Source organism: Janthinobacterium foliorum (assembly GCF_978021625.1).
In genome coordinates this window covers 1-13,817 of record NZ_CDXDQE010000012.1, presented here as the reverse complement: position 1 = coordinate 13,817, position 13,817 = coordinate 1, and the positions used below count along the sequence as shown (strand labels likewise).

Genomic DNA, 13,817 nt, shown 5'->3' with positions numbered 1-13,817 from the left:
TAAAATATACATCTAACTCTGCCATTCGCAAATTTTTTCCATCGACCGCGAGTGCTAGAGCAATCAGACTATGATGCTTCGATGCATTTGCTTTAACTCACTAAAACCACAGTCTCCACTCCATCGCACAACCTGCGAGAAAAACCGCTCAAAAAGTGCATCAAATTGCATCGCCCCCTCGTATGCGCTCTGCCACAACACTCTTCATGCGCTTTTGGCCAAAGCGCAAATTTGCGCCATAAGCCCCATGCATAACAGGCACGTGTGAGGCAGTGGTCCAATACATGTGCCGGGCAGAAATGACGCATTTCCCTGCCTCTTGTGCAACATTTTTCTTCCGGACGTGAAAAAGCCGCCTCATGGGCGGCTTGTACGGTGGCTGGGGCGCTCTGGCGCGGCTGGCCTGTCGCGGCCCCGCCCTGCCGGCTATCGCGGCGTGACGGTCATCCTGGGCGGCCGGCGCGGGCCTTGGCCGCCTGCTCCTTTTCGTAATCGTCGCGGCAATCCACATCACAGAACAACAGCGCAGGCGCCAGCGCCTCGTCGCAGTAGTGGCAACAGCCATGCGCCACCAGGGCGGGCCGGCGCCGCACGGCGGCCAGGCCGCGCGCCACTTCGGCAAAGATGATCCTGTCCGTGTTGTCGATATGATCGCTCATGCCGCGCCCTCCCCACCTGTGGCCAGGTCATACGGGGCGAAGCGCACCACTTCCACGCCCGCCCACTCGTTGATCGCCATGAACTGTGCCTGCAGCGGCACCAGCTCGTTACGCGCGAAGACGCGTGCGGCCGGTTCCACGGCGCCGAAGCCGCCGGCATTGTTCGGCAGGATGCCCATCAGCTGGGGCGGCACGCGGTGCGCGGCCAGTTGGTCGTCGCGCGTGACGCTCTTGATATTGAAAAATTCGTCCTTGGCGGCCACGTCCGACACGGGCAGAATCTGGATGCCGTCCTTCTTGCCATTGGGCGCGTACATGAACAGGTTGCGGAAGTTGCCCGGCCCCTTGCTGTCGCGCATGGCCTGGCGCAGGTTGTCCACGTCCTGCGTGTTGGCCGCGGCGTCCGTCATGTAGAACACGAAACCGGCGTGCGAGCCGTTCTTGTAGTACTTGCGGCGAAACAGGGTGGCCGCCTCATTGAGCCAGGCCGATTGCAGTGCGCTCAGGTACTGCGGCACGCCGTACAGCTCCTGGTTCACGTCCGGCTCCATCAGGTGAAACACCCGGCCCTTGTCGAATTCATGCACGGCCTGGTAGCCGTTCACGAAGAAATATGTGTCCAGGTCGACGCCGCGCCGCATGTACTTGGCCAGCGCATGCTGGTACGCCAGCGCCTTGCCGCTGCGGCTGGGCCGGTCTTCCAGGTAGGCATTGCCGAAGGTCAGGAAGTCCAGCGCCATGCGTTTGAAGGCGTCCCGCGACAGATATTTGCTGGGGATCAAGGTGGACGCCAGCACGTTGGCCTTGAAGTGGATGGCGCTGCTGTGGTGCACGCCAGCGTTGAAGGACTTGGCCAGGCCGGACAGGTTGACGGGCGGCTCGTACCAATGGCCGTTCTTCCAGCATTCGAAGCAGTCGAGAATATCCGCGTGCTCCAGCACGGGCGTGGGGTCGCCGAAGGAAAACGCCTCGATGCCGGCGGCGGCCGGTGCCGTGGCCGCTGGTGGTGCGCTCCCGGCCTGCTGGCCGCGCGCGCGCAAATGTCGTGCTTTTCTCAAGAATAAATCTCCATGAAAGAGTGGTTGTTTTCAGTAGTGCCTTCGAAGGGCTCGTGATCGAGGGCGTGCATGCAAGCCCACGCCAAGTCGGCGTGGCCAGTTTCGTCGCTGCGGCCGGCGACATAGGTCACGTGCCGCCCGCTGGGGGTGAGGGTCTTGTGGATCGCCATGAAGGACTGCGCGATGTCGGTCCAGCCGGCGTCAAATTCCAGCCGGCCCTTGCTGATGATGTTTTTCGCCTTCAACACCATGCGCGTTTTGACTTCGGGCGAGTAATTCAGGGCCGTCACACCCGGGAAGAAGCCGCGCACGATGGGCAACACGCCGATGCCCATGCCCGTGGTGTCGATGCCGATGTATTCGACGTTGTAGCGCTGGGTCATCTGGCGGATGGCGTCCGCGTGGTCTTCGAAGCTCTGCCCGCGCCACTGGTGGCGCTCCAGGATGCGGAACTTGCCGCCGGCCGTCATGGGCGGCGCCAGCACGACGCAGCCGGCGCTGTCGCCGTTCAAGGCTGGGTCGTAGCCGATCCATACGGGCCGGTTGCCGAACGGGCGCAGGCCCAGCAAGGGCTTGTAGTCGTCCCACTCCACCCAGGAATCGACCATGCAGCGCTGCAGCTCGGCCAGCGGGAAGACCGAGGCCGAGTCGTCGATAAAATTGCACATCAGCAGGTTGTCGAACTGGTCGGGGCTGTATTCGAAGTTGCGCAGCTCGTCGATGTCGAACAGGTTGCAGCCGCCGCGCTCGGCGTCCAGGATGGTGACGATCTGGCGCCATATTTTGTCCTCACCCGTGTAGCCCGACGACAGGCGGCCATGGCTCACATCGATGTTGACCTGGTCGGCCTTGGCGCGGCGCTTGTTGAACAGCTCGCCCGTCCAGAACGGGTAAGCCTGGTGCGTGGTCGAGGATGGCGTGGAAAAGTAGGTCTTGCGCCATTTCTTGTGGATGGCCATGCCCGAGGCCACCTTGTTCAACTCCTGGAAATTCTGTGTCCAAAAGAATTCATCGAAGTAGAAATTGCCGTGGTAGCCCTGCGCCGTGCGCGCGTTCGTGCCCAGGAAATACAGGTGGGCGCCGTTTGGCAGCACGATGGGGTCGCCCGTCAGCTCGATGCCGGCCGCCTCGCGCGCGAATTGCACGATGTATTGCTTGAAGACGTGGGCCTGGCTCTTGGACGCTGAGAGGAAAATCTGGTTGCGGCCCGTCTGCATGGCGTCTGCCAGCGCTTCACGGGCGAAATACCAGGTGGCGCCGATCTGGCGGCTCTTGAGGATGGCGCGCGTGCGCTGGTCGCCGTTGCGATACCAGACCTTTTGATAGTCGAACAGCGAATCCTGAAAGGCGTCGAGCAGCTGGATTTTCTGCTCTTCGCTGAAGTCGTTGCGGGTCGGCTTCTTCTTCGGGCCGGCATTGCGGTTCGCCAGCTTGGGGTTGAGATCGACCTCGTTGCCGCCCGGCTGTTCATACCGGCGCACGCGCGCCATCTGCACGATGGTGCGCGCCAGCAAGTCAATTTCCTTGTAATCGCTGCCGCTCTTGACCTCTTTTTCGATCAGTTTCACCAGGCGCAGCTCGGCCGACGCTTCCACGTGCTCGATGGCCTGCGCCTTGTCCCATTCGTCGCGCTCTTTCCAGCTATTGATCGTGCTGCGCTTGATTCCCAGGTGGCGGGCAATGGACGAAATGCGCCAGCCCTTCCAGTACAGGGCGCGCGCGGCACGGCGCGGCTCGGACTCGGGCACGGCCAGTTCGGCGATTTTTTCTTCAGGGGTTTGATGGATTCCTAACATGCCGCCAGCGTAGGCCGCGCGCGCGCGGAACGGGGAAAGGCAAAAGTCACTATGGCCCATAGCAACCCGCAGCGCATTGAATCGCGGCGCCAAGACGTTGACCATGGCGTTATCCGATCCACCGAGAACGCCCACCATGTCCAAATCGAAATTCTTCCGCGTCGCCACCGAAGGTGCCACCACGGACGGCCGCAACATCGACCGCTCCACCATCGAGCAGATCGCCGCCACCTACAACCCGAAAACCTACGGCGCGCGCATCTGGCTGGAACACATTCGCGGCATCCTGCCCGACAGCCAATTCAAGGCCTACGGCGACGTGATCGCCGTGAAAGCCGAAGAGGTGGACACCGAAAGCGGCAAGAAACTGGCCCTGTTTGCGCAGATCGAACCCACGCCGGAACTGGTGGCCATCAACAAGGCGAAACAGAAGCTGTACACCAGCCTGGAAATTCAGCCGGACTTTGCCGACTCGGCGCAGCCCTACCTGGTAGGCCTGGGCGTCACCGACAGCCCCGCCAGCCTGGGCACCGAGGCGCTGCAATTCTCCGCCAGCCGCAAGCAGCAAAGCACCAACCTGTTTACATCGGCCGTCGAGGTGACGCTGGAATTTGAAGAGCCACAGGGCACCAGGCTGGCTGACGCCGTGAAAAACCTGTTGTCGCGCTTTTCGAACAAATCCGGCGCCGATGCCGCGCAGTTCGCCGACATCAGCGAAGCAGTCGAGGCGCTGGCCGGCTACGTCGTCACCGCCAACGACAACTATGCCGATGCCCTCAAGCGCCTCGATGCCGCGGAAAAGGCGCAGAAAGCGACGCAGGACGAGCTGGCCACCTTCAAGGCGCAGATGGACGAGGCGCCCGGCATCGGCCCGCGCCGCCCGGCCGCCACCGGCAACGACGGCGCCGTGCAGACCGAGTTTTAAGCGCCCGCGCCATCCACCACACCCCATTCAACAACGGAGCACTGATTCATGAAAAAGCAAACGCGCCAGGTATTTGGCCAATATGAAACCCGCCTGGGCCAACTGAACGACACAGACAACGTGGCCAAGACCTTCAGCGTCACGCCCAGCGTGCAGCAAAAGCTGGAAACGAAGATGCAGGAATCGAGCGAGTTCCTGTCGAAAGTGAACATCATCGGCGTGACCGAGCAGGAAGGCGAAAAGCTGGGCCTGGGCGTGTCCGGCCCGATTGCCGGCCGCACCAACACCAAGGATAAGGAACGCAAGACGCGCGACCTGTCCACCCTGGACGGCACCAAGTACCGCTGCGAGCAGACCAACTTCGACACTCATCTGAACTATGCCAAGCTGGACGCCTGGGCCAAGTTCCCCGACTTCCAGTCGCGCGTGGCCAATGCCATCCTGACGCGCCAGGCGCTCGACCGCATCGTCATCGGCTTCAATGGCGTGAAAGCCATGGCCGACACCGATCTGGATGCCAATCCGCTGCTGCAGGACGTCAATAAAGGCTGGCTGCAGCACCTGCGCGAGCTGGCGCCCGAGCGCGTGCTGGGCCTGGTCGCCGCCGGCATGCCGGGCAAGGTCATCATCGGCGACGTGGACGGCGCCGAGTATGCCAACCTCGACGCGGCCGTGACGGATGCCGTCAACTTGCTCGACCCGTGGTACCAGGAAGACACCAATCTGGTGGCCATCGTCGGCCGCAAGCTGTTGAACGACAAGTATTTCCCGTTGGTCAATACCAAACATGCGCCCACGGAAACCCTGGCGGCTGACATCATCATCAGCCAGAAACGCATCGGCGGCTTGCCGGCCGCGCGCGTGCCCTTCTTCCCTGACAACGCCATCCTGATTACGCGCTTCGACAATCTGTCGATCTACTTCCAGGAAGGTGCGCGCCGCCGCCGCGTCGAGGACGTGCCCAAGCGCGACCGCATCGAGAATTACGAGTCGTCGAATGACGCCTACGTGATCGAAGACCTGGGCCTGGCCGCGCTGGTGGAAAACATCGAGCTGAAAGACAAGTAATGGCTAACCAATCCCCCGCCCTGCGCCACCGCGCGCGCATGCTGGCCGAGCGCACGGCCGGCGCCGCCGCGCCGCAGGGCGTCACCACCGGCACGGCCTACGAAATGATGCTCTACAAGCTGGCCGACGACCGGCGCCGCCTGAAGTCCATTCAATCCGTCGAACGCAAGATCGAGGTCAAGGCCACCTTGTTGCCGGATTACGCGCAGTGGATCGACGGTGTGCTGGCCGGTGGCAAGGGCGCCCAGGATGACGTCTTCGCCACCCTGCTGGTGTGGCACATCGACACGGGCGAGTATGACCGCGCCCTGGTCATGGCCGAATACGCGCTGGCGCACAAGCTCACACTGCCCGAGGCCTACAGCCGCGACATCGCCACCCTGATGCTCGACGAGTTCGCCGAGGGCTACTTGCACGGCAAGCTGGCCGCCGATCCACAGCATGCGGCGCAGGTGCTGGGCCAGGTGGAACAGCTGACGGCCGCCAGCGACGCGCCCGACCAGGCGCGCGCCAAGCTGCACAAGGCCATCGGCCTGGCCATGATCGCCGTGCTGGATCAGGCCGACGACACGGACATCGCCCCGGCGCTGCTGGCGCAGGCGGAAACGGCCATGGGCCACCTGAAACGTGCCCGCGCCCTGTCGGAGTCCTGCGGCGTCAAGAAAGATATGGAACGGCTAGAGCGGCGCATCAAGCGCGCGGCCGGTTCCACGTAAAGAGCATCCCCCGCAGCACGGCGGCACGGGGGGATTCTGGCTGAACCATCGGCCTGATGAACCCCGTCCACCGCCCCATTTTGAAAGCGCCCCGTATGTCCTTCATGGCCCTGCCCCCGTCCATCCCGCCCGGCACCGCCCCGGCGCCGCCAGCGGTTGCCCCTGGCATCATCGAGAACGACGGCTGGTTTCCCGATATTCATCTCACCGATATGCGCGACGCCATGCGCCTGGACGGCACCGTCACCGACGCGCGCCTGGTGCAAGCCGTGGTCGATGCCATCCTGCAGGTCAACCGCGAGCTGGCCGACTGGCAGCGCAAGCAGGCCGCAGCCGGTAACGCCGCCCTCGTTGACGTGCCGGCCACCCGCATCAACCGCGAATCCCGCTTGCTGGCGCAGTACCGGCGCGCCGTCTACAGCACGGCGAAAGCCGACTTGATCGAGCGCTACCGCGACTACGACAGCACGGCCACGTCCGTCAGCGACAAGAAAAGCATGGAGTGGCTGGACGAAGCGCCCGGCGCGCAGCGGCGCAACGCGCAATGGGCCATCGCCGATATCGTCGGGCGCACGCACCTGACCGTGGAACTGATCTGATGCAGGTGCGCACGCGGCAGCACGACACGATAGACGCCCTGGTGTGGCGCTATCTGGGCGACGGCGCGGGATACGTCGAACAAACCCTGGAAATGAATCCCGCGTTGGCGCGCCACGGCGCCGTGCTGCCGGCCGGCTTGGTCGTCACCCTGCCCGAGCCCGTGCCCAGCACGGGCCAAGTGGCGGCAGCCAATCTTGTGCAGCTATGGGATTAACGCAGCAATCCACCATTTTTACCCTCATGAAAAATCTATCTAACTTCACCCCGGAGTATCAAGCAATGTCCGCAGAATCGTTTGGTGGTTTCGCCACCCTGGTCAAACTGTACGGCTTCAAGGCCGCTCTGGGCATGGTCGGCGCGGCCATGCTCTACATCGTGCTGCCGCCTTTGAATGCCGACGGCACCTTCAACAAGGGCGAATTCGTCGCCCGCCTGGCCTGCGCCGGCGTGTTCTCCTGCCTGCTGGGCGGCACCGTGTACCAGCTGCTGTGCGCCCAGTTGCCCAGCATCGGCGCCATGGTCAACGCCTCCGCCATCGACTTGATCGTGGGCGCGCCCGGCTGGTGGGTATCGCGCGCCGTGGCCCTGTGGTTCCAGCGCCGCAGCGACAAGGACATCGCCGAGCTGGTCAAAGACGCGAAGGAGCACTGATGGCCACCATGGAAAATCCCCTGATCGCGCGCACCATCGACGCCATCCTGCGCGCCGAAGGCGGCTATGTGAACGACCCGCAGGACAAAGGCGGTGAAACGAACTTCGGCATCACCGTGGCCGTGGCCCGCGCCAACGGCTACACGGGGCCGATGCGCGAGCTGCCCGTGACGGTGGCGCGCGCCATCTACACGGCCCGCTACATCACGGAACCGAAATTCGACCAGGTACTGGCACTGCATGCCGGCATCGGCGCCGAAGTGATCGACACGGGCGTCAACATGGGACCGCACCGCGCGGCCGAGTTCCTGCAGCGCTGGCTGAACGGTTTCAACGACACGGGCGCCCGCTACCCCGCCCTGTTTGTCGACGGCCGCCTGGGCGCGCAGTCGCTGGGCGCGCTGGCCGCCTTCCTGAAATGGCGCAGCCAGGATGGCGCCACCGTGCTGCTGCGCGCCCTGAACGGACTGCAGGCAGCGCGCTACCTGGACATCACCGAGGCCAATAAGACCCAGCGCCGTTTTCTGTTCGGCTGGATCAAGGAACGGGTGGCCATGTGACCGGGAGCACCTGGCGCTCGCTGGCCGCTGTCCTCCTGTGCGGCGCCATCGCGGGCTGGACGGCGCAGGGCTGGCGCAAGGATGCCAGCATCGCCGCACTGCAGCGGGCGGCCGCCACCAACAAAACCACCGCCGCCACCGAAGTGGCCCAGGCCACGGCCCGCGTGCTCACACTGGAACGCGCGGCCGGCGGTGCCCTGGCGCAGCGCGCCGATCACCTCACCCAGAAACAAAGCCATGCGAAAAATGAGCGTGACCATTTCAATGCTGACGTGCGCAGCGGCGCTGTCCGCCTGTCAATCCCCATCGCCAGTGCCCAGTGCGCCACAACTGCAGATACCGCCGCTACCGCAGGCGATCGGCACCAAGCGCGCGCCGAACTTGACGCAGCGACTGCGGCAGCTCTTGACGCCATTGCCGGCGATGGCGACGACGCCACCCGCCAGCTGAACGCCTGTATCGACGCCTACAACCTGATCCGCGACACCTACCATGTACAAACCGAATAGCCTGCGCCAGCACCTAGCCGCCGCCATCCCCGACCTGCAGCGCGACCCCGACCGCCTGCTGGTCTTCGCCGACGAGGGCAACGTGGTGGCGTCGGCCACCGCCTCCCTCTCCTTCGAATACCGCTTCAAGCTCAACCTGATCGTCACCGATTACGCGGGCGACGCCGACGCCATCATGGTGGCTCTGATCGCCTGGCTCAAAGTCCATCAGCCCGACCTGATGGCCAACGAAGAAACCCGCAAGCACGGCATCGCCTTCGAGGTGGATTTTAATAACCATGAAACGGTCGATATTTCGATCAAGCTGGACCTGACCGAGCGCGTGGCTGTCAAGGCCGGCGAGGCGGGCCGCCTGGACATCAAGCACCTGGCCGAGATACAGCACATGCCCGCCTACGCCGACGAGTTCTGGAAACTGTACGCCGGTGAAACCCTGCTGGCCGAATGGCGCACGCCCGAGGCGACAGCATGAGCGACGACCTGCACGCCCTGAAAGCCTGGGCCGGGGCGCTGCTGGCCAAGTTGCAGCCGGCCCAGCGCCGCGCCATCAATCACAAGGTGGCCATCGACCTGCGCCGCAGCCAGGCGCAGCGCATCAAGGCGCAGCAGGGGCCGGATGGTACCGCGTACCCGGCGCGCAAGCGGCGCAAGGAATTCAAGGGGAAGAATGGACGGATCAAACGGCAGAAGGTGGCGATGTTCGCCAAGATTCGCACCGCCAAGCACCTGAAAGTAAAGGCGACTGGCGACCGGATCGAAGTCGGGTTCTTTGGCTGGGTGGCGCGCGTGGCGCGTGTGCATCAGTTTGGCCAGCAAGACTGCGCTACCAAAAAAGGGCCCGCCTACAAGTACCCCGAGCGGCCGCTGCTGGGCTTGAGTGACCCGGATCGGACGTTGATACGCGAATCCTTGTTGCGTCACATGGATAAAAATTGAGATGCATCAATGCAAACTTCAACTGACATTAGTTATCAAATGAGTTAGAGTCGTATGAAACCTATAGCAACTTGCCGACGACGCTACCCACCAGGAGCAGAAAGTTGGTGACATTGGAATTTTACGGCGACAAAAAATCTTGCGGTGCAATGATTGAAAGCAATTCTTCGCCGGATAAATTTCCGCCAAATAAAGTGTTAACTAATCGAAAGATCTTAATACACATGGACCTAGTAGAAACATTAAGAAAGAAGATTTTAGTCCTTGACGAGGGGGACTACATCCCGGGACTGAAGGCGGTTCTTTTACACATTGAGACGGCTTTTCGCCATCTCTCGCGCGGCCAAGAAACTGATGACGACACAGCCTTTACTGATGCTATCTATCGAACTAATCAAGCCTTCGAAGGAAGTGTCAAAGAGGCATATCGCGTACTCGCCGACCAAGACCCGGCAAAGAAGCGACCGTATGACATCGAGAGCTATCTAGAGCAGAGCAACACATTCCGTAGTCGGGTTTTAAGCCAACTGACGACATATCGTACTCAGTGGCGAAATCCTTCGGCGCATGACTACAAGCTAGATTTCGACGAAAGTGAAGCTTTCCTCGCTATAGTTTCCGTTTCGGCCTTTGCGTGTCTGCTTCTCGACCAAATCGCTGAGGGTTTAGCGTTTAAACGGTCGCAGGCTGAGGCTGAAGCGCAAAAAATGCAGCTAGCCGCTAACTTGGCACAGACACTGAATGCAGAACTCTTGCCACGCGTGACAGATTTGCTTAAGCAGTTCTGTGCAATTCATATGCCGCCTACTACGGCCCCAAATGCCAAGCTGACGGAGTCCCAAGTAATTGGTGCTCTCCACGGTTTCCTCGCCTCTGCAGCTCCAGAACTCAACGTGGAAACCGAAGCTCGCTTGGACCCAGCCAAGCCATTCCGGGCTGACCTATTGGTTTCTCGCGGAGAGGATCGCCTAGTAATCGAACTCAAGCGGCGACTCTACCCTCAAAATTATGAGAATGCCGTCGCTCAAGTAGAGCAGTACTTACTTATTGGCGGAGTAAAGAGCGGCATTATTCTATTTTTGCCAGATACCCCCAATGAGATGGAGCAACTGGACACAACAGTTGGCAGTATAGATGCGCGACTTGTCATCTTATCGCCAGTAGGCACTAACTCATCGTTAAACCGGCCAGCCACCAGCCTGCGTCCTCCGACAACTACGTGACGTCAACGTTACCTTTCGGAGTAGTAGCCTTGATCCGGGTGAACCTACCAGAATGCCTTATGCTAAACGTTCGACCTACCAGTTATCGTTTGCAACGGGGACGGAAGCGGGCAATTGCCACATCGTCCCTAATTGGAAAATATGAGTTTATGCATCATGGGCCGCTATAGTCGCTAAGTCGTATATCAACCCGCCCCCGCGTGCATCCGCACGCGGACTTCGGCAACATGCATTGCATGAACGCCGACCTGTCCGACCTCCTCCGCTTGCTGCAAAACCTGATCCGCCTGGGCACCATTGCCGAGGTCAAAGGAGCCAAGGCGCGCGTGCGGCTCGGGCCGACACTCACCACCGAATGGCTGAAATGGGCCACACGGCGCGCCGGCAGCACGCGCAACTGGTCGGCGCCGACCATCGGCGAACAAGTGATCGTCTTTTCCCCTGGCGGCGACCTGACGCGCGGCATCATCCTGCCGGCGCTGTACTCGCAGGAATTTGACGCGCCCGAATCCAGCGCCACTATCCACACCACGCATTACCCCGACGGCGCCGTGGTGCAGTACGACCATGCGGCCCATGCACTGACGGCCACGCTCCCCGGCGGTACGGCCACCATTACCGCCGACAAGGTGACGTCGAACGCCCCCAGCACCATTTGCACGGGCGACCTGACCGTCATGGGCAATCTGTTGGTCGAGCAATCGACCACCGTCAACGGCGCCACCGCCCTGAACGGAGGCGTGAATGCCAAGGCCGGCGCCGCTGGCGGCGTGGCCATGGCCGTGCAAGGGACGATCAAGGCCAGCGAGGACGTGCTGGCCGGCGCCATCAGCCTGGCCAAGCATCCGCACAGCGGCGTCAAGGCCGGCGGCGACCAGTCGGGCGGGCCGCAAGCATGATGGGCATGCACGCCGCCACCGGGCGCAGCCTGACGGGCCTGGATCACCTGCGCCAGTCCGTGGCCGACATCATCACGACGCCCATGGGTTCGCGCATCCGGCGTCGCCGCTATGGTTCCGAGGTGCCCGAGCTGATCGACCAGCCACTGAACAGCGCCACGCAGTTGCGCATCTATGCCGCCACCGCCTTTGCCCTGCGCCGCTGGGAGCCGCGTTTGCAGCTCGCCAGCGTGCAGCTCACGCGCGACACGGACGGCGCCATCACCCTGCTGCTCGACGGCACGGCGAATGGCCAAGGCATCACCCTGGCCGTGCCCGTCAAGCAAGGCGGTGCCGTATGAGCGCGCCCATCGACCTGACCCAGTTGCCGGCGCCCAGCGTGGTGGAAGTGCTGGACTTTGAGGCCATCCTCGCCACGCGCAAAGCGCATTTGGTCAGCCTGCTGCCGGAAGCCCAGCGCGCGGCCGTCACGGCCCTGTTGGAACTGGAATCGGAGCCGGCGACCAAGCTGCTGGAAGAAAATGCGTATCAGGAAACCATCCTGCGCAACCGCGTCAACGATGCCGGCAAGGCCGTCATGCTGGCATTTGCATTAGACGGCGACCTGGATCAGCTGGGCGCCAACGTCAACGTTGCGCGCCTGGTCATCACGCCGGCCAATCCCAGCGCACTGCCGCCGGTGGCCGCCGTCATGGAAGACAACGACGCCTACCGCCTGCGCATCCAGGAAGCGCCGGACGGCTTGTCCGTCGCCGGCCCGAAGGCGTCGTACGAATTCCACGCCCGCAGCAGCGACGGCCGCGTCAAGGACGCAAGCGCCACCAGCCCCGCGCCGGCCAGCGTCACCGTCACGGTGCTGGCCAACGATGCGACCGGCATCGCCAGCGCCGAATTGCTGGCCACCGTGGCGCGCGCGCTTAACGCCGACGAAGTACGCCCCCTGGGCGACCGCTTGAGCGTGCAGGCCGCCCAGGTCATCGACTACCAGATCGAGGCCACCCTGTTTATCGGCGTCGGCCCGGAAGTGCCGATTCTGCTGGATGCTGCCCGCGCCAACGCCGTGCGCGTGTCGCAGCCGCGCCGCCCGCTGGGCCACAGCATTTATCGCTCTGCCTGCAGCGCCGCCGTGCACGTCGAGGGCGTGCGCAAAGTCGAGCTGACCAAACCGGCGGCGGATATGGAATTGAACGCCACCCAGGCCGCGCGCTGCACGGCCATCAAGCTCAATGTCGTGGTGCTCGATGAATAAGCTAGTGCCCACCCTGCCGCCCAACAGCACGGCGCTGGAACGCGCCATTGCCGTGGCCTGCGCGGAGCTGGTCAACGTGCCCGTGCCGCTGCGCGACCTGTGGAACGCCGACCGCTGCCCCGTCGCCCTGCTGCCGTTCCTGGCGTGGGCCTGTTCCGTCGACCGCTGGGATGACGCCTGGCCCGAATCGACCAAGCGCGGCACCATCAAAGCATCCTATTTCATCCACAAGCACAAGGGCACGATCGCCGCCGTGCGCCGCGTGGTGGAATCCCTGGGCTACCTGATCCGCATCACCGAGTGGTGGCAGACCACGCCGGCCGGCGTGCCGGGCACCTTCCGCCTCGACGTCGGCGTGCTGGACTCGGGCATCACCGACGCCATGTTTCAGGAAATGGAACGCCTGATCGCTGACGCCAAGCCCGTCAGCCGGCACATGACGGGCCTGGCCATCTATCTGGAAAGTCGCGGCAGCATCTACGCGGGCGCTTGCGCCTACCACGGCGACGCCATGACCGTGTATCCCTGGATCGCGGAAACCATCGAAGTGCGCGGCACGCTGTTGCAAGCCGGCGCATCCCATACCATCGACACCCTGACCATCTATCCATGAGCACATACTTTGCCATCCTGACCGAAGTGGGCGAGGCCAAGCTGGCCAACGCCATCGCCCTGGGCCAAACCCTGAAATTGAAAACCATGGCCGTGGGCGACGGCAACGGCAATCTGCCCATGCCAGCGCGCACGCAAAAGGCGCTGGTGCGCGAAGTGCGCCGTGCCGGGCTGAACCAGCTGACCATCGACCCGGCCAACACCAGCCAGATCATTGTCGAGCAAGTCCTGCCCGAAGACGTGGGCGGCTGGTGGATACGCGAAATCGGCATCTACGACGAGGCGGGCGACCTGTGCGCCGTGGCCAACTGCCCGCCCAGCTACAAACCCCTAATGGCCGAGGGCAGCGGCCGCAC

Annotated in this window: 19 protein-coding genes; 16 read left to right on the top strand and 3 right to left on the bottom strand. The window is 62.9% G+C overall.

The annotated features are described in order from the left end of the window. Positions 1 to 443 precede the first annotated feature (443 nt). Genes ACZ92H_RS21705 through ACZ92H_RS21695 form a run of 3 tightly spaced genes read right to left on the bottom strand, consistent with a single transcriptional unit; the run spans position 444 to position 3,513 of the window. A complete protein-coding gene (locus ACZ92H_RS21705) occupies positions 444 to 659 on the bottom strand; it encodes a hypothetical protein (RefSeq protein ID WP_465050984.1) in 216 nt (71 codons plus the stop codon). Continuing rightward, the gene (locus tag ACZ92H_RS21700; protein ID WP_465050983.1) at positions 656 to 1,717 is read right to left on the bottom strand and encodes a phage portal protein; all 1,062 of its coding nucleotides are present in this window, start codon (positions 1,715 to 1,717) and stop codon (positions 656 to 658) included. The genes ACZ92H_RS21705 and ACZ92H_RS21700 overlap by 4 nt, the downstream gene beginning before the upstream one ends. Further along, positions 1,714 to 3,513: a terminase ATPase subunit family protein gene (locus ACZ92H_RS21695; RefSeq protein WP_465050982.1), complete on the bottom strand. Its 1,800-nt coding sequence runs from the start codon at positions 3,511 to 3,513 to the stop codon at positions 1,714 to 1,716. The genes ACZ92H_RS21700 and ACZ92H_RS21695 overlap by 4 nt, the downstream gene beginning before the upstream one ends. Before the next feature lie 136 nt (positions 3,514 to 3,649). Between ACZ92H_RS21695 and ACZ92H_RS21690 the strand changes: the two genes are divergently transcribed. From ACZ92H_RS21690 to ACZ92H_RS21615, 16 genes are all read left to right on the top strand, one after another. Continuing rightward, positions 3,650 to 4,438, top strand: a complete 789-nt coding sequence (locus ACZ92H_RS21690) for a GPO family capsid scaffolding protein (protein ID WP_465050981.1) — start codon at positions 3,650 to 3,652, stop codon at positions 4,436 to 4,438. A gap of 48 nt (positions 4,439 to 4,486) precedes the next feature. Then, positions 4,487 to 5,506, top strand: coding sequence for a phage major capsid protein, P2 family (locus ACZ92H_RS21685; protein WP_465050980.1), 1,020 nt, complete (start codon positions 4,487 to 4,489; stop codon positions 5,504 to 5,506). Beyond that, positions 5,506 to 6,222: a phage terminase small subunit gene (gene gpM, locus ACZ92H_RS21680; protein WP_465050979.1), complete on the top strand. Its 717-nt coding sequence runs from the start codon at positions 5,506 to 5,508 to the stop codon at positions 6,220 to 6,222. The genes ACZ92H_RS21685 and gpM overlap by 1 nt, the downstream gene beginning before the upstream one ends. 95 nt (positions 6,223 to 6,317) lie before the next feature. Then, positions 6,318 to 6,821, top strand: coding sequence for a head completion/stabilization protein (locus ACZ92H_RS21675; RefSeq protein ID WP_465050978.1), 504 nt, complete (start codon positions 6,318 to 6,320; stop codon positions 6,819 to 6,821). Next, on the top strand, positions 6,821 to 7,036 hold the full coding sequence (locus tag ACZ92H_RS21670) for a tail protein X (RefSeq protein WP_465050977.1): 216 nt from the start codon (positions 6,821 to 6,823) through the stop codon (positions 7,034 to 7,036). The genes ACZ92H_RS21675 and ACZ92H_RS21670 overlap by 1 nt, the downstream gene beginning before the upstream one ends. Before the next feature lie 65 nt (positions 7,037 to 7,101). Continuing rightward, the gene (locus ACZ92H_RS21665) at positions 7,102 to 7,473 is read left to right on the top strand and encodes a hypothetical protein (protein ID WP_282406127.1); all 372 of its coding nucleotides are present in this window, start codon (positions 7,102 to 7,104) and stop codon (positions 7,471 to 7,473) included. Next, positions 7,473 to 8,033 (top strand): glycoside hydrolase family 108 protein, encoded by a 561-nt coding sequence (locus ACZ92H_RS21660; RefSeq protein WP_465050976.1) that lies wholly within the window; start codon positions 7,473 to 7,475, stop codon positions 8,031 to 8,033. The genes ACZ92H_RS21665 and ACZ92H_RS21660 overlap by 1 nt, the downstream gene beginning before the upstream one ends. Continuing rightward, a complete protein-coding gene (locus ACZ92H_RS21655) occupies positions 8,030 to 8,542 on the top strand; it encodes a lysis system i-spanin subunit Rz (protein ID WP_465050975.1) in 513 nt (170 codons plus the stop codon). Before ACZ92H_RS21660 ends, ACZ92H_RS21655 begins: the two co-directional genes overlap by 4 nt. Further along, the gene (locus ACZ92H_RS21650; RefSeq protein WP_465050974.1) at positions 8,526 to 9,014 is read left to right on the top strand and encodes a phage tail protein; all 489 of its coding nucleotides are present in this window, start codon (positions 8,526 to 8,528) and stop codon (positions 9,012 to 9,014) included. Before ACZ92H_RS21655 ends, ACZ92H_RS21650 begins: the two co-directional genes overlap by 17 nt. After that, a complete protein-coding gene (locus tag ACZ92H_RS21645) occupies positions 9,011 to 9,478 on the top strand; it encodes a phage virion morphogenesis protein (RefSeq protein WP_465050973.1) in 468 nt (155 codons plus the stop codon). The genes ACZ92H_RS21650 and ACZ92H_RS21645 overlap by 4 nt, the downstream gene beginning before the upstream one ends. Positions 9,479 to 9,582: 104 nt before the next feature. Next, positions 9,583 to 10,701: a hypothetical protein gene (locus tag ACZ92H_RS21640; protein ID WP_465050972.1), complete on the top strand. Its 1,119-nt coding sequence runs from the start codon at positions 9,583 to 9,585 to the stop codon at positions 10,699 to 10,701. 236 nt (positions 10,702 to 10,937) lie between these two features. Then, positions 10,938 to 11,600 carry a phage baseplate assembly protein V gene (locus ACZ92H_RS21635; protein WP_465050971.1) on the top strand — a complete coding sequence of 221 codons (663 nt, stop codon included), beginning with the start codon at positions 10,938 to 10,940 and terminating at the stop codon, positions 11,598 to 11,600. A gap of 5 nt (positions 11,601 to 11,605) precedes the next feature. Beyond that, complete coding sequence (locus tag ACZ92H_RS21630; RefSeq protein WP_465050970.1) at positions 11,606 to 11,941, top strand: GPW/gp25 family protein; 336 nt, start codon at positions 11,606 to 11,608, stop codon at positions 11,939 to 11,941. After that, on the top strand, positions 11,938 to 12,849 hold the full coding sequence (locus ACZ92H_RS21625; RefSeq protein WP_465050969.1) for a baseplate assembly protein: 912 nt from the start codon (positions 11,938 to 11,940) through the stop codon (positions 12,847 to 12,849). The genes ACZ92H_RS21630 and ACZ92H_RS21625 overlap by 4 nt, the downstream gene beginning before the upstream one ends. Continuing rightward, complete coding sequence (locus ACZ92H_RS21620; RefSeq protein ID WP_465050968.1) at positions 12,842 to 13,462, top strand: phage tail protein I; 621 nt, start codon at positions 12,842 to 12,844, stop codon at positions 13,460 to 13,462. Before ACZ92H_RS21625 ends, ACZ92H_RS21620 begins: the two co-directional genes overlap by 8 nt. Next, a partial coding sequence (locus ACZ92H_RS21615) for a phage tail protein (protein ID WP_465052373.1) occupies positions 13,459 to 13,817 on the top strand: 359 nt, incomplete at its 3' end. The genes ACZ92H_RS21620 and ACZ92H_RS21615, both read left to right, overlap by 4 nt.

Excerpts from the sequence above, each read along its gene's own strand:
- ACZ92H_RS21635 (WP_465050971.1), top strand. The coding sequence starts at position 10,938 with ATGAACGCCGACCTGTCCGACCTCCTCCGCTTGCTGCAAAACCTGATC.
- ACZ92H_RS21675 (WP_465050978.1), top strand. The coding sequence starts at position 6,318 with ATGTCCTTCATGGCCCTGCCCCCGTCCATCCCGCCCGGCACCGCCCCG.
- ACZ92H_RS21685 (WP_465050980.1), top strand. The coding sequence starts at position 4,487 with ATGAAAAAGCAAACGCGCCAGGTATTTGGCCAATATGAAACCCGCCTG.
- ACZ92H_RS21630 (WP_465050970.1), top strand. The coding sequence starts at position 11,606 with ATGCACGCCGCCACCGGGCGCAGCCTGACGGGCCTGGATCACCTGCGC.
- ACZ92H_RS21695 (WP_465050982.1), bottom strand. The coding sequence starts at position 3,513 with ATGTTAGGAATCCATCAAACCCCTGAAGAAAAAATCGCCGAACTGGCC.
- ACZ92H_RS21645 (WP_465050973.1), top strand. The coding sequence starts at position 9,011 with ATGAGCGACGACCTGCACGCCCTGAAAGCCTGGGCCGGGGCGCTGCTG.
- gpM (WP_465050979.1), top strand. The coding sequence starts at position 5,506 with ATGGCTAACCAATCCCCCGCCCTGCGCCACCGCGCGCGCATGCTGGCC.
- ACZ92H_RS21690 (WP_465050981.1), top strand. The coding sequence starts at position 3,650 with ATGTCCAAATCGAAATTCTTCCGCGTCGCCACCGAAGGTGCCACCACG.
- ACZ92H_RS21670 (WP_465050977.1), top strand. The coding sequence starts at position 6,821 with ATGCAGGTGCGCACGCGGCAGCACGACACGATAGACGCCCTGGTGTGG.
- ACZ92H_RS21705 (WP_465050984.1), bottom strand. The coding sequence starts at position 659 with ATGAGCGATCATATCGACAACACGGACAGGATCATCTTTGCCGAAGTG.
- ACZ92H_RS21620 (WP_465050968.1), top strand. The coding sequence starts at position 12,842 with ATGAATAAGCTAGTGCCCACCCTGCCGCCCAACAGCACGGCGCTGGAA.
- ACZ92H_RS21660 (WP_465050976.1), top strand. The coding sequence starts at position 7,473 with ATGGCCACCATGGAAAATCCCCTGATCGCGCGCACCATCGACGCCATC.
- ACZ92H_RS21625 (WP_465050969.1), top strand. The coding sequence starts at position 11,938 with ATGAGCGCGCCCATCGACCTGACCCAGTTGCCGGCGCCCAGCGTGGTG.
- ACZ92H_RS21665 (WP_282406127.1), top strand. The coding sequence starts at position 7,102 with ATGTCCGCAGAATCGTTTGGTGGTTTCGCCACCCTGGTCAAACTGTAC.
- ACZ92H_RS21650 (WP_465050974.1), top strand. The coding sequence starts at position 8,526 with ATGTACAAACCGAATAGCCTGCGCCAGCACCTAGCCGCCGCCATCCCC.